General features: G+C 71.3%; 13 protein-coding genes and 1 riboswitch. Of the genes, 6 read left to right on the plus strand and 7 right to left on the minus strand.

Annotation, left to right across the window (positions count from 1 at the left end; genetic code table 11):
- Positions 1-165 precede the first annotated feature (165 nt).
- The 4 genes from ACZ60J_RS24240 (at position 166) to def (ending at position 4888) form a co-directional block, all read left to right on the plus strand.
- Positions 166-1806: an HD-GYP domain-containing protein gene (locus ACZ60J_RS24240; RefSeq protein WP_469684826.1), complete on the plus strand. Its 1641-nt coding sequence runs from the start codon at positions 166-168 to the stop codon at positions 1804-1806.
- Positions 1803-3062, plus strand: coding sequence for an HD-GYP domain-containing protein (locus ACZ60J_RS24245; protein ID WP_469684828.1), 1260 nt, complete (start codon positions 1803-1805; stop codon positions 3060-3062). The genes ACZ60J_RS24240 and ACZ60J_RS24245 overlap by 4 nt, the downstream gene beginning before the upstream one ends.
- A 117-nt stretch (positions 3063-3179) precedes the next feature.
- Complete coding sequence (locus ACZ60J_RS24250) at positions 3180-4187, plus strand: tetratricopeptide repeat protein (protein WP_469684830.1); 1008 nt, start codon at positions 3180-3182, stop codon at positions 4185-4187.
- A 65-nt stretch (positions 4188-4252) separates the two neighbouring features.
- On the plus strand, positions 4253-4888 hold the full coding sequence (gene def / locus ACZ60J_RS24255) for a peptide deformylase (RefSeq protein ID WP_469684832.1): 636 nt from the start codon (positions 4253-4255) through the stop codon (positions 4886-4888).
- Between the two features lie 260 nt (positions 4889-5148).
- On the opposite strand, the gene ACZ60J_RS24260 is transcribed toward def, so the two are convergent.
- Positions 5149-6129: a helix-turn-helix domain-containing protein gene (locus tag ACZ60J_RS24260; protein WP_469684834.1), complete on the minus strand. Its 981-nt coding sequence runs from the start codon at positions 6127-6129 to the stop codon at positions 5149-5151.
- Positions 6130-6210: 81 nt separating this feature from the next.
- On the opposite strand from ACZ60J_RS24260, the gene ACZ60J_RS24265 reads away from it, so the two are divergent.
- On the plus strand, positions 6211-6426 hold the full coding sequence (locus ACZ60J_RS24265; protein ID WP_469684836.1) for a hypothetical protein: 216 nt from the start codon (positions 6211-6213) through the stop codon (positions 6424-6426).
- On the opposite strand, the gene ACZ60J_RS24270 is transcribed toward ACZ60J_RS24265, so the two are convergent.
- The 6 genes from ACZ60J_RS24270 to ACZ60J_RS24295 all read right to left on the minus strand — a co-directional run bounded on the left by ACZ60J_RS24270 (position 6423) and on the right by ACZ60J_RS24295 (position 14098).
- On the minus strand, positions 6423-7442 hold the full coding sequence (locus ACZ60J_RS24270) for a ribonucleotide-diphosphate reductase subunit beta (protein WP_469684838.1): 1020 nt from the start codon (positions 7440-7442) through the stop codon (positions 6423-6425). The two genes, ACZ60J_RS24265 and ACZ60J_RS24270, sit on opposite strands and share 4 nt — an antisense overlap.
- On the minus strand, positions 7442-9838 hold the full coding sequence (locus tag ACZ60J_RS24275; RefSeq protein ID WP_469684840.1) for a ribonucleoside-diphosphate reductase subunit alpha: 2397 nt from the start codon (positions 9836-9838) through the stop codon (positions 7442-7444). Before ACZ60J_RS24275 ends, ACZ60J_RS24270 begins: the two co-directional genes overlap by 1 nt.
- Before the next feature lie 160 nt (positions 9839-9998).
- A riboswitch (cobalamin riboswitch) is annotated at positions 9999-10127 on the minus strand.
- Between the two features lie 65 nt (positions 10128-10192).
- Entirely contained in the window at positions 10193-10690 is a 498-nt protein-coding gene (locus tag ACZ60J_RS24280; protein ID WP_407837285.1) for a GNAT family N-acetyltransferase, read from the minus strand.
- An 88-nt stretch (positions 10691-10778) separates the two neighbouring features.
- Positions 10779-10976 carry a CstA-like transporter-associated (seleno)protein gene (locus tag ACZ60J_RS24285; RefSeq protein WP_469684843.1) on the minus strand — a complete coding sequence of 66 codons (198 nt, stop codon included), beginning with the start codon at positions 10974-10976 and terminating at the stop codon, positions 10779-10781.
- Positions 10973-13135: a carbon starvation CstA family protein gene (locus ACZ60J_RS24290; RefSeq protein WP_469684845.1), complete on the minus strand. Its 2163-nt coding sequence runs from the start codon at positions 13133-13135 to the stop codon at positions 10973-10975. Before ACZ60J_RS24290 ends, ACZ60J_RS24285 begins: the two co-directional genes overlap by 4 nt.
- 198 nt (positions 13136-13333) lie before the next feature.
- Positions 13334-14098: a GntR family transcriptional regulator gene (locus ACZ60J_RS24295; RefSeq protein ID WP_250750353.1), complete on the minus strand. Its 765-nt coding sequence runs from the start codon at positions 14096-14098 to the stop codon at positions 13334-13336.
- A 295-nt stretch (positions 14099-14393) separates the two neighbouring features.
- Here ACZ60J_RS24295 and ACZ60J_RS24300 point away from each other — a divergent pair, with 295 nt between their 5' ends.
- Entirely contained in the window at positions 14394-15677 is a 1284-nt protein-coding gene (locus ACZ60J_RS24300; protein WP_469684847.1) for an extracellular solute-binding protein, read from the plus strand.
- Positions 15678-15805: the final 128 nt, after the last annotated feature.

The raw sequence follows: 15805 nt of genomic DNA on the forward strand, positions 1-15805 counted from the left end.
GCCCCCGGAAGGGCACTTCCTTCACCCGAAGGTGGTAATCCGGGGGCGTCCGCATGGCGCAATGCAAAAATGTGGCCCACCTCGCTCCCGGGCCCACTTATTCTCCCCATTCGGTACTGGTTTGATTCGTACCTGACTTGCACGGCTCAGGGGGAGGAGAGCGCCATGCGGGTACTTCCGCCGTTGGCGCGCGCCTGCGTCCTGGGCGCCGTCCTGGCCGCCCTCGCGTGCGTTGCCCCGGCCGTCACCGGTTCCGCCACCCCGTGGCCCTCCATCGGCCTGCTCGCCGTGCTCTACCTCGGCTGCGAACTCGTCAAGGTGTGCCCGCTCATGGGCCGCCGGGTGCCCGACGGGCTCGGCTCCTTCTTCCCGGTGGTGCTGGCCGCCGTGTTCCTCCTGCCGCCGGCCGCCGCCGCCCTCGTCGCCCTGCCCGGCGCGATCGCCGGGACCGTGACGGCGCGGCCCGCAGGGGTGCGGCGCGTCTGGCACGGGGCGCAGCAGTCCATAGCCGCCTGGACCGCCGGGCAGGTCTACGGGCTGCTGGGCGGGCCGGGGGCGCTCGGCACGGGCTCCTTCGGCGGCACCGGGCCGGCGGGCCACGAGGGGCCCACAGGCCTGGCGGGACCCTCGGGCCCGGCGGGACCGGCCGCCTGGGTCGCCGACTTCCCGTACGTGATGCTGCCCGCCGCCGCCGCGGCCGTCGCCTTCTGCCTGGTGCTGACCGCCCTCGACGGCTGCATCCTGGCCGCCGCCGAACGCCGGCCCGCCACCACCGCCTGGCGGGGCTTCGGGACCAGGTCCCTCGCCCCGCACTGCGTGCACGGCCTCGCCGGACTGATGATGGCCGTCATGTGGCGCAGCCCGTACGGGCTCCCGGCCGCACTGCTCGTCATGCTGCCGATGTACATCTCCTGCTGGGTCTTCGCCCAGTACCACCGCGAGCGCGCCGCACACCAGGCCACCATCAGGGCACTGGTCCAGGCCGTCGACATCAAGGACCGCTACACGCGCGGCCACAGCGAGCGGGTCGGACAGGCCTCGGCGATGATCGCCCGCGAGCTCGGCATGGGCGAGGAACGCCTCGAAGTCGTCCGCATCGCCGGCATCCTCCACGACGTGGGCAAGCTCGGCGTCCCGACCCGGCTGCTGCGCAAGGACGGACCGCTGACCCCCGAAGAACGCAGGATCATCGAACTCCACCCCGAATACGGACACGAGATGGTGCGCGGCATCGGCTTCCTGGGAGAGGCCCGCGCGGCGATCCTGCACCACCACGAGCGGGTGGACGGCTCCGGCTACCCGTACGGGCTGACCGGGGAACAGATCCCGGTGCTCGCCCGGGTCGTGGCGGTCGCCGACGCCTTCGACGCGATGACCTCGACCCGTTCGTACAGCAGGGCCCGGCCGGTGGCGGTCGCCCTGGCCGAGCTGGAACGCTGCGCGGGGGCGCAGTTCGACCCGGACATGGTGCGGGCGCTGGCCGAGGCCATCGACCGGCAGGGCTGGCATCCGAAGGTGACCTCGGAGGACGACCTCCAGGTGATCCCCGCCGGCCCCGGCGAGGCGCAGGGGGCCGTGCGCGAGGCCGTGCCCGCCGGAGCCGCGCTGACCGGACTGCCCGCCCAGGCCGCCCCGGCCGGAGCCGCGTCCCAGGCCCGCACGGCCGGGAGCGGCCCGCTCCAGGCCGCCGCGGCCGGGGACCCCTGCCACTGCCTGCCGGGGCCCGCCGCCGAGCCCGGAGCCGCCACGGAGGCGCCGGGAACCCCCGGCTCCCCGTCCGCCCCCGCCGCGGGAGCCAACGCGTGAGGGGCTGGGCCGTCGGCACCGTCCGAGGGGCCGCCGGGGCGCTGACCCTGGCGGCGCTCGGGCACACCGTCTGGAACGGCCTGACCGACCCGGGCCTCGCCCTCGCCTTCGGCACCCTGATCACCATCGGCGAGCTCGCCCGCCGGGACAGCGGCGACGCCGCCCGTCAGCAGCCCGCGCCGCTCGGATCCGCCGGGGCGCTCGCGTACGCCCTGCTCGGGCAGAACGCCGGAGCCCCCACCCAGCACGGGGTCCTGCAGATCGTCGCCGTGGTGGTCACGGCCGCCCTTCTCGGGATCGTCCCCCACATCGCCCGGGGCCGCGGCCCCGCCCTCGACCACCTGGCCCGCCGCGTCCTCACCGTCACCTTCGCCGCCGTCTGCTTCCAGCCGCTCTACAACTCCGGGCAGCTGGAGCACCGGATCGGCCAGGGCCCGTACCTCGTGCTCTTCCTGGTCCTGCTCCTCGGGCTCACCGCCCTGTGCGACGCGGTCCTCGGCGCCGTCCTCGCCGGGGCACGGACCGGCTGGCCGTTCGCCCCGCTGCTCCGCGACGAGCTCCGCGCCCAGCTGGGCATCGGCTCCGCGATCTGCGCCACCGGGGTGGTCATGGCCCTCGGAGTGGCCGTCGCGGGGCTGTGGGCGGTGCCCGTCTTCAGCGTGCCGCTGCTCCTGACGCAGATGTCCTTCCACCGGATCACCGCCATCCGCACCACCTACCGCCAGACCATCACCTCCCTCGCCCGCGCCACCGAGATCGCCGGCTACACCCGGCCGGGCCACTCCCGCCGGGTCGCCGCGCTCAGCGTCGCCGTGGGCCGGGAGCTGGGCCTCTCGGAGCGGGAGATCACGGTGCTGGAGTACGCCGCCCTCATGCACGACATCGGGCAGCTCTCCCTCGTCGACCCGGTCCCGGACGGGGCCACCGCCGAGCTGCCCGAGGCCGAAGCCCGCCGGATCGCCGGGCTCGGCGGCGAGGTGGCCCGCCAGACGGGGGTCCCGCACGAGGTCGCCGTGGTCGTGGAGCTCCAGGCGGACCCGTACCGCGACCAGCCAGTCGCCGCCCGGATCGTGCGCGCGGTCAACGCGTACGACGACCTCGCGGGCGGGGCCCGTCACCCGGGCGGCTCATTGGAGGCCCTGGAGCGGCTGCGCCTGGGGACCGGGCACGACTTCCAGCCGGAAGTCGTGGAGTGTCTCGCCAGGGTGCTCGCCCGGGGCGGACGTGCCAGAGTCGTACCCGTCCCGCCTGGGTAACCCATGGGTAATGAGCGGCCGTCCGAGTGGGCATGGTTGGATGCCAGTGAGAGTGTTCCCAGCAGGAGAGTTCGCAGCAGGAGTGTCCCGAGCAAGAGTGTCCGGCAGGCGGGAATCGTGAGGATCTTCGGGAAGGTACGGCATCGGCCCTCCGCCTCGTGGCGGCAGGCCACCGACCGCGCGTTCACGCTGATCGGCGACGGTCGGTACGAGGACGCCGGCGCGCTGCTGACCAGAGCGGCAGACCTGGAACCCTGGCTGTCCGAGTCCTGGTTCAACCTGGCGCTGCTCCACAAGTTCCGCCACGACTGGGAGCAGGCGCGGGCCGCCGGGCTGCGCGCCGTGGCCCTGCTCGACCGGGAGACCGGCGCCCCGGACTGGTGGAACGTCGGCATCGCCGCGACCGCCCTGCAGGACTGGCCGCTGGCCCGCCGCGCCTGGCAGGCGTACGGGCTGAAGGTGCCCGGAGACCCGCACGCCGCGAGCGGGAGCGGTCAGGCCCACGGCGAACCGGTCGGCATGGAGCTCGGGAGCGCCGCCGTACGGCTGTCGCCCGAGGGCGAGGCCGAGGTGGTCTGGGGCCGCCGGCTGGACCCGGCCCGCATGGAGGTCCTGTCGATCCCGCTGCCCTCCTCGGGGCGGCGCTGGGGCGAGGTCGTCCTGCACGACGGGGTCCCGCACGGCGAGCGCATCACCGCGGCCGGGCCCTCGTACCCCGTCTTCGACGAGATCGAGCTGTGGGCGCCCTCCCCGGTGCCGACCTGGGTGGTGCTCCTGGAAGCGGCCACCGAGGCCGACCGCAACGCCCTGGAGCAGCTGGCCTCCGACGCAGGCTTCGCCGCCGAGGACTGGTCCTCCTCGGTGCGGCTGCTGTGCCGGACCTGCTCGGAGAGCGCCATGCCGAGCGGCGAGGGCGACGGCGAGCACCTGGACCCGCACGACCACAGCGAACCGGGCCATCCCGGCCCGCTGGGCCACCGCACGGCCGGCTCCGGATCCCTGTGGGTGCCCGAGCGGGAGTGCGGGATCGCCGCGCCCGCGGGCCTGGTGCGCGGGCTGCTCGACGGCTGGGTCGCGGACAGTCCGGACAGCCGGGAGTGGCGGGATCTCGAAGAGGTCTGCTGAGCCGGGGCCGTAGGCTGTACCGGCACATCGGTGACTGGTGGACTTACGGAAGGCGTACGGCGGACATGGCGCAGCAGGAGAACGACGTTGTCGAGAGCGTGAACGACGGGTACGTCGTCGACACCGAGGACTGTGAGGCGCGCGAGCTCGCCCACCGCGAGCGCGGCACCGCCCGCCCGATCACGGTGGTCGGCAACCCGGTCCTGCACCGGGAGTGCAAGGACGTCACCGAGTTCGGCGACGAGCTGGCGCAGCTCATCGACGACATGTTCGCCAGCCAGAAGGCCGCCGAGGGCGTGGGCCTCGCCGCGAACCAGATCGGCGTCGACGCCAAGGTCTTCGTCTACGACTGCCCGGACGACGACGGCAACCGCCACACGGGCGTGGTGATCAACCCGAAGCTCGTCGAGCTGCCGGCCGGCACCCGCGTCCTGGACGACTCGAACGAGGGCTGCCTGTCGGTCCCGACCGCCTACGCCTCGCTGGCCCGCCCGGACTACGCCGAGGTGACCGGCCAGGACGCGCAGGGCAACCCGATCAAGGTCCGGGGCACCGGCTACTTCGCGCGCTGCCTCCAGCACGAGACCGACCACCTGTACGGCTCCCTGTACATCGACCGCCTCTCGAAGCGGGACCGCAAGGACGCGCTGCGGCAGATGGAAGAGGGCACCCCGCGCTACGAGACGGTTCCGAACGCGTAGCCGCACCCTCCCGCAGGCAAGCGGCGCCCCGCTCCGGTCAGGAGCGGGGCGCCTTTCGCGCGGTGAGGCCCGGCAGGATCCGAAAGAGACGGCCTAGTCCCAGCCGAGGTCGCTCGGGTCGGCGGTGGCCGGGTGGCTGCCGACGGTCCGGATGGCGCGAGTCATGGGAACCCCCCTGTCGTATGTGAACCACCAAACCGTAGGGCGAACGCGATCAAGAAGGGGGAAGTTCTCGCTCAGCTGAGCGAACCGGCCCGATTTCAGGCCGCGGCCGGGCCCCGGAAGGTGCGGCGGAAGGCGTTCGGGGTGGTGTTCAGCGTCCGCAGGAAGTGGTGGCGCAGGGCGGCCGCGGTACCGAAGCCGCAGCGGCCCGCGATCGCGTCCACCGTCTCGTCGGTGGCCTCCAGCAGCTCCTGCGCCAGCAGGACCCGCTGGCGCAGCACCCACTGGTACGGGGTGGTCCCCGTCTCCTGGAGGAAGCGCCGGGCGAAGGTCCGCGGGGACATGTGCGCCCGCTCCGCGAGCTGCTCGACCGTGATCTCCTCCTCCAGGTGGCGGCCCATCCAGCCGATCACCTCGCCCACCGTGTCGCAGGAGGTGCGGGGCAGCGGACGCTGGATGTACTGCGCCTGCCCGCCGTCCCGGTGCGGCGGTACGACCATCCGCCGGGCGATGGTGTTGGCCACCTCGGCGCCCTGCTCCTGCCGGACCAGGTGCAGGCAGGCGTCGATCCCGGAGGCGGTGCCGGCCGAGGTGATCACCTGGCCCTCGTCGACGTAGAGCACGTCCGGGTCGACCCGGGCCCGCGGAAAGCGGCGGGCCAGGGCCGGGGCGTGCATCCAGTGCGTGGTGCAGCGCCGGTCGTCCAACAGCCCGGCGGCGCCCAGCATGAAGGCCCCGCTGCACACGCTCAGCACCCGCGCACCCCGGTCCACGGCCCGCCGCAGCGCCTCCAGCAGCGGCTCCGGGTACTCGCGGGTCGGTGCCTGGCGGTCGGCGGGCAGGCAGATCAGGTCCGCCTCCTCCAGCCGGTCGGGGCCGTGGGGGAGGGTGAGGCTGTAGTGCCCGTCTCCGACGGTGACCGGGTTCCCCTCCATCGCGCAGACGGCGAAGTCGTAGGTGGGCAGCCCCATCGCGCTCCGGTCGATCCCGAAGACCTCGCAGAAGATGCCCATCTCGAAGGGGGTGACCCCGTTCACGACGGCCACGGCCACGTTCTTCAGGGGGGAAGGCTTCAGCATGACCCCAGTGTGGCAGTAATTCGCCCTTCCATGACAGTCCTGCCACTGTCCGGTTCCTCCCGCCTTGGCGAGAGTGGAGTCATGAACACGTTCCTCGACTACCTCCTCGTCCTGGCCGTCGCCGCCCTCCTGGCGGGCCCCGCCCTCTACGGCGCCCTGCGGGAGCACCGCACCGACCGGCAGATCCGCACCGCCGCCGCACGCCGGGAACAGCAGGGCGCCCCCGCCCGAAGCCCCGGTCACCCCGGTGCCGCTCCCCACGGGCGGGGGCGCCGTCAGCAGATGAAGGCCGCCTAGAAGTCCTCGTCCAGGTCGACCGTGCCCTCGACCGCCACCTGGTAGGCCGACGGGCGGCGCTCGAAGAAGTTCGTCAGCTCCTGGACGCCCTGGAGCTCCATGAAGGTGAACGGGTTCTGCGAGCCGTAGATCGGCGGGAAGCCCAGGCGGACCAGGCGCTGGTCCGCGACGCACTCCAGGTACTCGCGCATGGACTCGGTGTTCATGCCCGGCAGGCCGTCACCGCACAGGTCCCGGCCGAACTGCAGCTCCGCCTCCACGGCCTCCTTCAGCATGTCGGTGACCTGCTGCTGGAGGGCGTCGTCGAAGAGCTCCGGCTCCTCCTTGCGGACCGTGTCCACGACCTCGAAGGCGAAGTTCATGTGGCAGGTCTCGTCGCGGAAGACCCAGTTGGTGCCCGTCGCCAGACCGTGGAGCAGGCCGCGGGAGCGGAACCAGTACACGTACGCGAAGGCACCGTAGAAGAACAGGCCCTCGATGCAGGCGGCGAAGCAGATCAGGTTCAGCAGGAAGCGGCGGCGGTCGGCGGCCGTCTCCAGACGGTCGATCTTCTCCACCGAGTCCATCCAGCGGAAGCAGAACTGCGCCTTCTCGCGGATCGACGGGATCTCCTCGACCGCGTCGAAGGCGGCCGCGCGGTCGTCCGGGTCGGGCAGGTAGGTGTCGAGCAGCGTCAGGTAGAACTGGACGTGCACGGCCTCCTCGAAGAGCTGGCGCGACAGGTACAGGCGCGCCTCCGGGGAGTTGATGTGCTTGTACAGGGTCAGGACCAGGTTGTTCGAGACGATCGAGTCGCCCGTCGCGAAGAAGGCGACCAGCCGGCCGATCATGTGCTGCTCGGAGGGCGTCAGCTTCGCGAGGTCCGCGACGTCCGAGTGGAGGTCGACCTCCTCGACGGTCCAGGTGTTCTTGATCGCGTCCCGGTAGCGCTCGTAGAAGTCCGGGTAGCGCATGGGGCGCAGGGTCAGTTCGAAGCCCGGGTCGAGGAGGTTCTTCGTGGTGTCGGTGGTGCTCATTACTGGCATGCCTCGCAGGACTCGGGGTTTTCAAGGGAGCAGGCCAGCGCGTCGGCGTCGACGGCCTGCGGGAGCGGAGCGGCGGCCGCCGGGACCGTGCTGCCGGAGGCGGCGCGGGCGATCTTCGTCGCGGGGCGGGAACGCAGGTAGTACGTGGTCTTCAGGCCCTGCTTCCAGGCGTACGCGTACATCGAGCTGAGCTTGCCGATGGTGGGCGTCTCCAGGAACAGGTTCAGCGACTGGGACTGGTCGAGGAACGGGGTGCGCGCCGCCGCCATGTCGATCAGGCCGCGCTGCGGGATCTCCCACGCCGTGCGGTACAGGTCGCGCACCTCCGCGGGGATCCAGCCGAAGCCCTGGACGGAGCCGGAGGACTCGCGAAGCGCCTCGCGGGTCTGGGCGTCCCAGACGCCGAGCCGCTTGAGCTCCTCCACCAGGTAGCCGTTGACCTGGAGGAACTCCCCGCTCAGGGTCTCGCGCTTGAAGAGGTTGGAGACCTGCGGCTCGATGCACTCGTACACGCCCGCGATGGAGGCGATGGTCGCCGTCGGGGCGATGGCCAGCAGGAGCGAGTTGCGCATCCCGGACTGCGTGACGCGGGCGCGCAGCGCGTCCCAGCGCTCCGGCCAGTTCAGCTCGACGTCGTAGTGGTCGGGGTGCAGGACGCCGCGGGCCGTGCGGGTCTGCTCCCATGCCGGGAGCGGGCCGTTGCGCTCGGCCAGGTCGCAGGAGGCCTCGTAGGCGGCGAGCATGATGCGCTCGGAGAGCTTCGTGGACAGGGCCTTCGCCGCGGGGGAGTCGAAGGGCAGCTTCAGCTGGAAGAAGACGTCCTGGAGGCCCATCGCGCCCAGGCCCACCGGACGCCAGCGGGCGTTGGAGCGGCCGGCCTGCTCGGTCGGGTAGAAGTTGATGTCCACGACGCGGTCGAGGAAGGTGACCGCGGTGCGGACGGTCTCGTCGAGCCGCTCCCAGTCGATGTCCCCGCCGTCGGCCCCCTGGACCACGAAGGCGCCCAGGTTGACCGAGCCGAGGTTGCAGACGGCCGTCTCGCCGTCGTTGGTGACCTCGATGATCTCGGTGCAGAGGTTCGAGGAGTGGACGACGGTGCCCGGCTCGGCGGTCTGGTTCGCCGTGCGGTTGGAGGCGTCCTTGAAGGTCATCCAGCCCTGGCCGGTCTGCGCGAGGGTGCGCATCATCCGGCCGTACAGGTCGCGGGCGGGCATGCTCTTGCGGGCCAGGCCCGACTCCTCGGCCTTGCGGTAGGCGGCGTCGAACGCGTCGCCCCACAGGTCGACCAGCTCGGGGACGTCGGCGGGGGAGAACAGCGACCAGTCGGCGTCGGCGTTCACACGGCGCATGAACTCGTCCGGCACCCAGTGGGCCAGGTTCAGGTTGTGGGTGCGGCGCTGGTCCTCGCCGGTGTTGTCGCGGAGCTCCAGGAACTCCTCGATGTCCGCGTGCCAGGTCTCCAGGTAGACCGCGGCGGCGCCCTTGCGGCGGCCGCCCTGGTTCACGGCGGCGACGGAGGCGTCCAGGGTCTTCAGGAACGGCACGATGCCGTTGGAGTGGCCGTTCGTCCCGCGGATCAGCGAACCGCGGGCGCGGATGCGGGAGTACGAGAGGCCGATGCCGCCGGCGTGCTTGGAGAGGCGCGCGACCTGGTGGTAGCGGTCGTAGATCGAGTCCAGCTCGTCCAGCGGGGAGTCCAGCAGGTAGCAGGAGGACATCTGCGGGTGGCGGGTGCCGGAGTTGAAGAGCGTGGGGGAGGACGGCAGGTAGTCCAGGCGGCTCATCAGCCGGTAGAGGGAGGCGACTTCCTCGACGGCCTGCACGGAGTCGTTCTCCGCGAGGCCGCAGGCCACGCGCAGCATGAAGTACTGGGGGGTCTCGATGACCTGGCGGGTGATCGGGTGCCGCAGCAGGTAGCGGCTGTGCAGGGTGCGCAGGCCGAAGAAGCCGAAGCGGTCGTCGGCGCCCTCGGCGAGCGCGTGCTCGACCAGCGCGTCGAGCCGGTTCGCGTGCAGGCGTACGAAGTCCGCGGTGCGGTCGGCGATGAGCCCCTCGCGGTGGCCGACCTCGACGGAGTCGGAGAAGGAGGTGGAGCCCTGGCCGGCGGCCTCGTCGCGGACGGCCAGCGTCAGCAGGCGGGCGGCGAGCCGGGAGTACGCCGGGTCCTCGGAGATCAGCCCGGCGGCCGCCTCGGTGGCGAGCGTACGGAGCTCCGCCTCGTCGGCGGCGGCGCTGCGGCCGCGCAGCGCGGCGGCGGCGACCCGGCCGGGGTCGGTGTCGGGCAGGTCGGCGGTCAGCTCGGTGAGCGTGCGCAGGAGCGCGGCCCCCGGACCCTCGTAGGCGGACGGGTCGGACTCGGCGCGCGGTGCGGAAGGCGCGATGGTCACGGGGGGAGCTCTCCCTCGCTCGGCTCCGGGATCACCGTTGGTGCGGGGCGCGAGGGGGCGCACGTGGGGGCGCGCGTGCCTGGCAGGGCCGTGCGCGTGCACCACGTGGCGTCCACCGGCCCAACCGCGAGGCCCGGACGTGTCTGCACCCGGTTCGGACGAGCCGGGCGCACTGTCGGCAGGTCCTCGGACTTGCGGATGCACCGAGCGGGTCGGTGCATTTCATACCGTTGCGGGACAGTTCCGGATTCTCACCGGATTCCCCTGCGACGACAGCGAGCATGAGCATACATGTGGGGGCCGGTGCTCGCGGTAGCCCCCACATGTTGTGTCGCTCCTCGCGGACGGCAGGCCCTAGAGCTCCAGGCGGTAGGTGAGCAGCGGCAGCCCCGGAACCGGGTACCAGTCCCGCTCGGGCGTCCGTACGAAGCCCAGCCGGTCGTAGATCCGGTGCGCCCCGAGCATCTTCTCCGTGGTCGACAGCACCAGGTGGCCCACGCCCTCCAGCTCCCGGGCGCGGTTCACGCAGGCCCGTACGAGGGCCTCGCCCGCGCCGCGTCCGCGCGCCGCCGGGGAGACGGCCAGCATCCGGAACTCCGCCTCGCCGGGGCCTGCGATGTCGCAGAGCGGGCTGCCGGGAGGGGCGAAGGTCACACCGCCGAGCAGCGTGCCCTCGTACTCCGCTACGAGCACCTCGCCGTCGGGAGCCCGGCCGGCGACGTCGCGCAGCCGGCTCAGGTAGGGGTCGTCCTCGGCGAAGTCGAGCAGTCCGTCGTCGAGGTACGCCCGTGCGGTGATCTCCCCGAGCTCTTCGTATTCGGCGGCCGCCGCCGTCCTGATGATGATGTCCATGGCATCGAGTGTGCGCCAGGGCAGGAAAAGAGGCCGCCGCGTTCCGTCGGGTGGACGGAACGCGGCGGCCTCTCGGCTTCCCGCCGGTTCAGCAGCAGCGGAACCCTTCGCGCGGGTCGCCCTCGCGGGCGTCCGTGCGGGCCCGTTCGAAGTCCCGGCGCGACGGGACCACCGCGTCCGGGTCGTGCGTACGGGCGTGGGCCACGTAGTGGTCGTAGGCCGCCTCGCCCGAGAACTCCCTGACGAAGAACCGGGCCCGGCCCAGCACGTGGCGCAGGCGCGTCACGCGGGTTCCCGTACGGAGTCCTGCGTGCGGCCCCCGCCCGAGTCGAGTCCGGCGGCGGCGAGTTCGGCCCGCTCCTCGTCGGTCGGGATCAGACCGGCCGGGGCGACGATCTTGGACTCGGTCCACGGGACCTCGGCGAGCGTGACCGACTCGGGCTTGCGGATGGCCGCCAGACAGGTCCGGGCGGCGTCCACGAGCACGATGATGATCAGCAGGGCGAAGAACACCGACAGGACGCCGTCCACCGTGGCGTTGGTGACCACGGTGTGCATCTCGTCCATGTTCTTGGCGGGCTTGAGGACCTTGCCCGCCTCGATCCCGTCCTGGTAGACGTCCCGCTGCGCGAAGAAGCCGATCTTCGGGTTGTCGGAGAAGATCTTCTGGTAGCTGGCGGTGAGCGTGACGGCCAGGTCCCAGGCCAGCGGAACGCCCGTCACCCAGGCCCACTTGAGGCGTCCGGACTTGATCAGCAGGGTGGTGCAGACGGCCAGGGCGACGGCCGCGAGCAGCTGGTTCGCGATGCCGAACAGCGGGAAGAGCTGGTTGATGCCGCCCAGCGGGTCCTTGACGCCGACCCACAGGAAGTAGCCCCAGCCGCCGACGACGACCGCGCTGGCGAACCAGACGCCGGGCTTCCAGCTGACGTCCTTGAAGGACTTGTGCACGTTGCCGAGGGTGTCCTGGAGCATGAAGCGGCCCACGCGGGTGCCGGCGTCCACGGTCGTCAGGATGAACAGGGCCTCGAACATGATCGCGAAGTGGTACCAGAACGCCTTCATCGAGGCGCCGCCGATCACGGCCGAGAAGATCTCCGACATTCCGAGTGCGAAGGTCGGAGCGCCGCCCGTACGGGAGAGCAGGCTGGTCTCCTCCACGTCCTTCGCGGCCTGGGCGAGGGCCTCGGGGGAGATGGCGAAGCCGAAGTTGGTCACGGCCTGCGAGGCCGTCTCCACGGTGGCGCCGACGACACCGCCGGGGGAGTTGATGGCGAAGTACAGGCCCGGGTCGATGATGCAGGCCGTGATGATCGCCATGATGGCGACGAAGGACTCGGTCAGCATCGCGCCGTAGCCGATGACCCTGACCTGGGTCTCCTTCTGGATCATCTTCGGGGTGGTGCCCGAGGAGACCAGCGAGTGGAAGCCGGACAGGGCCCCGCAGGCGATGGTGATGAAGACGAACGGGAACATCGAGCCGGCGAACACCGGGCCGTCTCCGCGCGAGGCGAAGTCGGTGACCGAGGGCATCTTCAGCGTCGGCATGGCGATGACCACGCCCACGGCCAGCAGCCCGATGGTGCCCACCTTCATGAAGGTGGAGAGGTAGTCGCGCGGGGCGAGCAGCATCCACACCGGCAGGACGGACGCCACGAACCCGTAGGCGATCATCCAGAGGACCAGCGTCTCCTTCTCCAGGGTGAAGAAGTCCGCCATCGAGGACTCGGCGACCCAGCCGCCCGCGACGATGGCGAGCAGCAGCAGCGCGACACCGACGACGGAGACCTCGGTGACCTTGCCCGGGCGCAGGACGCGCAGGTAGAAGCCCATGAAGAGGGCGATCGGGATGGTCATGCCGATGGAGAAGACGCCCCACGGGGAGTGCGCCAGCGCGTTGACGATGACCAGGGCCAGCACGGCCAGCAGGATGATCATGATGGCGAAGACGCCGATCAGCGCGGCGGCGCCGCCGACCGGGCCGATCTCGTCGCGGGCCATCTGGCCGAGCGAACGGCCGTTGCGCCGGGTGGAGAAGAAGAGCGTGACCATGTCCTGGACGGCGCCCGCGAAGATCACGCCCACGACGATCCAGATGGTGCCCGGCAGGTAGCCCATCTGTGAGGCGAGTACGGGACCGACGAGCGGTCCGGCGCCGGCGATGGCGGCGAAGTGGTGGCCGAAAAGCACCCGTCGGTCGGTCGGGTGGAAGTCGACACCGTTGTCAAGGCGTTCGGCGGGGGTGGCGCGGGTCTTGTCCACCTTCAGTACGCGGTTCGCGATGAAACGCGCGTAGAAGCGGTAGCCGATCGCGTACGAGCCGAGCGCGGCGGCGAGCAGCCAGGCGGCCGAGATCTCCTCGCCGCGCGAGAGCGCCAGCACGCCCCAGCCGATGGCTCCCACGAGCCCGACCAGCACCCACACGGCCACGGCCTTGGGGGACATGCCCCCAGATGGAGAAGGCGAGTCCGGCGTGATGCCCGGACTCGCCGCGTCCCGTGCCGACCGTGTGGCTCTCGGTTCCGGTTCCGTCATGATCCTCGTCCCCTCGTTGATCATCTGCGTGAGCGCAGGGAATCTACGGGGGGCCGCCCGCTGGACGTAACCCCCCGTCCGTATAGCGGAACGAGAGTCAACTACGAATCAGACGGCGGGGCGCTGGAGTCGGGCGACGAACTTGTAACGATCGCCGCGGTACACGGAACGCACCCACTCGACGGGCTCCCCGTCGGCGTCCAGCGAATGGCGGGAAAGCATCAGCATCGGCAGTCCGACGTCGGTGCCGAGCAGCCCGGCCTCCCGCGGGGTGGCCAGGGAGGTCTCGATGGTCTCCTCCGCTTCGGCGAGGCGTACGTCGTACACCTCGGCGAGGGCGGTGTAGAGGGAGGTGTACTTGACCAGCGACCGGCGCAGCGCGGGGAAGCGCTTGGCCGACAGGTGCGTGGTCTCGATGGCCATCGGTTCGCCGCTGGCCAGGCGGAGGCGTTCGATGCGCAGGACCCGGCCGCCGGTGGCGATCTTGAGGAGGCCGGCGAGGGTGTCGTCGGCCGTCACGTAGCCGATGTCCAGGAGCTGGGAGGTGGGCTCCAGGCCCTGGGCCCTCATGTCCTCGGTGTACGAGGAGAGTTGGAGCGGCTGGGAGACCTTCGGCTTGGCGACGAAGGTGCCCTTCCCCTGGATTCGCTCCAGCCGTCCCTCGACGACGAGCTCCTGGAGGGCCTGTCGCACCGTGGTGCGGGAGGTGTCGAACTCGGCCGCGAGCGTGCGCTCGGGCGGCACGGGGGTGCCCGGCGGAAGGGTTTCGGTCATATCGAGCAAGTGGCGCTTGAGTCGGTAGTACTTGGGCACGCGTGCCGTGCGGGTGGCCGCCCCGCTGTCCGGCTCCGTGATCGCCCCTTCGGTGGCCATCGCCGCCCGCCTTCCCGACTCCAGTTTCGTTGCCGTCACCGGCTCCTCCGATATGTGCGGTCACATCGTGACACGGGAGGGAGGGCGGGCCTCCTCCCTCCCCCAGGTGTCGGTCCGATAACGGACCGAGCACCCGCTCATTAGACCCTTGACACCCCTAAAGGTCTAGGCCAAGCTCCAGCTACTGGTCTACACCAATATGGATCAGATCCCGGCCCCACAAGCAGTACTTGGTGCTTTTTGAGTCACCGCGGCGGGCAAGGGAAGTGCAGGCAGCATCCCTGAGGAGGGTGGCGTGAAGCGCAAGCTCATCGCGGCGGTCAGTGTCGCGGGCATGATGGTCGGAGTCGCGGCGTGCGGCAACGGCGGCGACGACAAGCCGAAGGCCGACGCGGGTGGCGCCAAGGAGATCACCGTCTGGGTGATGGACGGCTCCGCACCGAAGACCTGGATCGACGCGGTCAACGCGGAGTTCTCCGCCAAGCACCCCGGTGTCACGGTCAAGGTAGAGGTTCAGCCCTGGAAGGGCATCCAGGAGAAGGTCACCACGGCCCTCTCCGAGAACACCCCGCCGGACGTCCTGGAGCTCGGCAACACCCAGACCGCCGGTTACGCGGTCACCGGTGGCCTCGCCGACCTGACCAAGGACAAGGCGAAGCTCGGTGCGGACGCCTGGGCGAAGAGCGGTCTGGCCTCGGCCGAGATCGACGGCAAGCTCTACTCCGCTCCGTGGTACGCGGCCAACCGCGTCGTGATCTACGACAAGAAGGCCTTCGAGAAGGCGGGCGTCACGGCGCCCAAGACCCGCGACGAGTGGGTCGCCGGCCTGGAGAAGCTGAAGGCGGCCGACCCGGCCACGCAGCCGATCTACCTGCCCGGCCAGAGCTGGTACGTCCTCGCCGGTCTCATCTGGGACGAGGGCGGCGACCTCGCCGTCAAGGACGGCGACAAGTGGAAGGGCGGTCTCGGTACCCCCCAGGCCGCTTCCGCGATGGAGTTCTACAAGAAGCTCCAGGCCTTCTCCACCGCCCCGAAGGACAAGGACGAGGCGAACCCGCAGCAGTCCACCGACGTCGTTCCCAAGGGTGGCGTCGCCTCCTGGATCGGCCTCGGCTGGGAGGCCGGCGGTGCCGAGAAGGCGCTGAAGGACGCGGGCAAGGAAGCCGACTTCGGTTACTTCCCGATCCCGGGCAAGACCGCCGACAAGCCGGGCACCGTCTTCCTCGGTGGCTCGAACCTGGCGATCGCCGAGCGCTCCAAGAACAAGGACCTCGCCAAGGAGTGGCTGGCCCTCGCCGCAGGCAAGGACCAGATGACCAAGTACGCCGCCGAGACCAAGGGCGCGCTGCTCCCGAACCAGGTCGGCGCGAACTTCGCCCCGGCCGCGGGCTCCTTCGCCGAGGCGATGGCCAAGGGCGGCGTCAACGGCAACATCACCCCGGTGACCCCGGGCTGGGCGAACGTCGAGACCGAGCCGAACCCCATCAAGGAGTTCATGACGAAGGTCCTGAAGGGTGACGACGCCGCCAAGGCGGGTGCGGACGCGGACAAGGAAATCGCGAGCCGCATCAACAAGTAACACCCCGAAGTACCCGTACTGAACGCACCGGGGGCGGGGGGGGGGGGGGGGGGGGGGGGGGGGGGGGGGGGGGGGGGGGGGGGGGGGGGGGGGGGGGGGGGGGGGGGGGGGGGGGGGGGGGGGGGGGG

The sequence above is a fragment of the Streptomyces sp. NPDC104226 genome, assembly GCF_055584085.1.

What these genes read in the sequence shown, in the direction of transcription:
- ACZ60J_RS24240 (WP_469684826.1), top strand. Translation starts at nt 166, where the DNA reads ATGCGGGTACTTCCGCCGTTGGCGCGCGCCTGCGTCCTGGGCGCCGTC.
- def (WP_469684832.1), top strand. Translation starts at nt 4,253, where the DNA reads ATGGCGCAGCAGGAGAACGACGTTGTCGAGAGCGTGAACGACGGGTAC.
- ACZ60J_RS24260 (WP_469684834.1), bottom strand. Translation starts at nt 6,129, where the DNA reads ATGCTGAAGCCTTCCCCCCTGAAGAACGTGGCCGTGGCCGTCGTGAAC.
- ACZ60J_RS24265 (WP_469684836.1), top strand. Translation starts at nt 6,211, where the DNA reads ATGAACACGTTCCTCGACTACCTCCTCGTCCTGGCCGTCGCCGCCCTC.
- ACZ60J_RS24270 (WP_469684838.1), bottom strand. Translation starts at nt 7,442, where the DNA reads ATGAGCACCACCGACACCACGAAGAACCTCCTCGACCCGGGCTTCGAA.
- ACZ60J_RS24280 (WP_407837285.1), bottom strand. Translation starts at nt 10,690, where the DNA reads ATGGACATCATCATCAGGACGGCGGCGGCCGCCGAATACGAAGAGCTC.
- ACZ60J_RS24290 (WP_469684845.1), bottom strand. Translation starts at nt 13,135, where the DNA reads ATGTCCCCCAAGGCCGTGGCCGTGTGGGTGCTGGTCGGGCTCGTGGGA.
- ACZ60J_RS24295 (WP_250750353.1), bottom strand. Translation starts at nt 14,098, where the DNA reads ATGGCCACCGAAGGGGCGATCACGGAGCCGGACAGCGGGGCGGCCACC.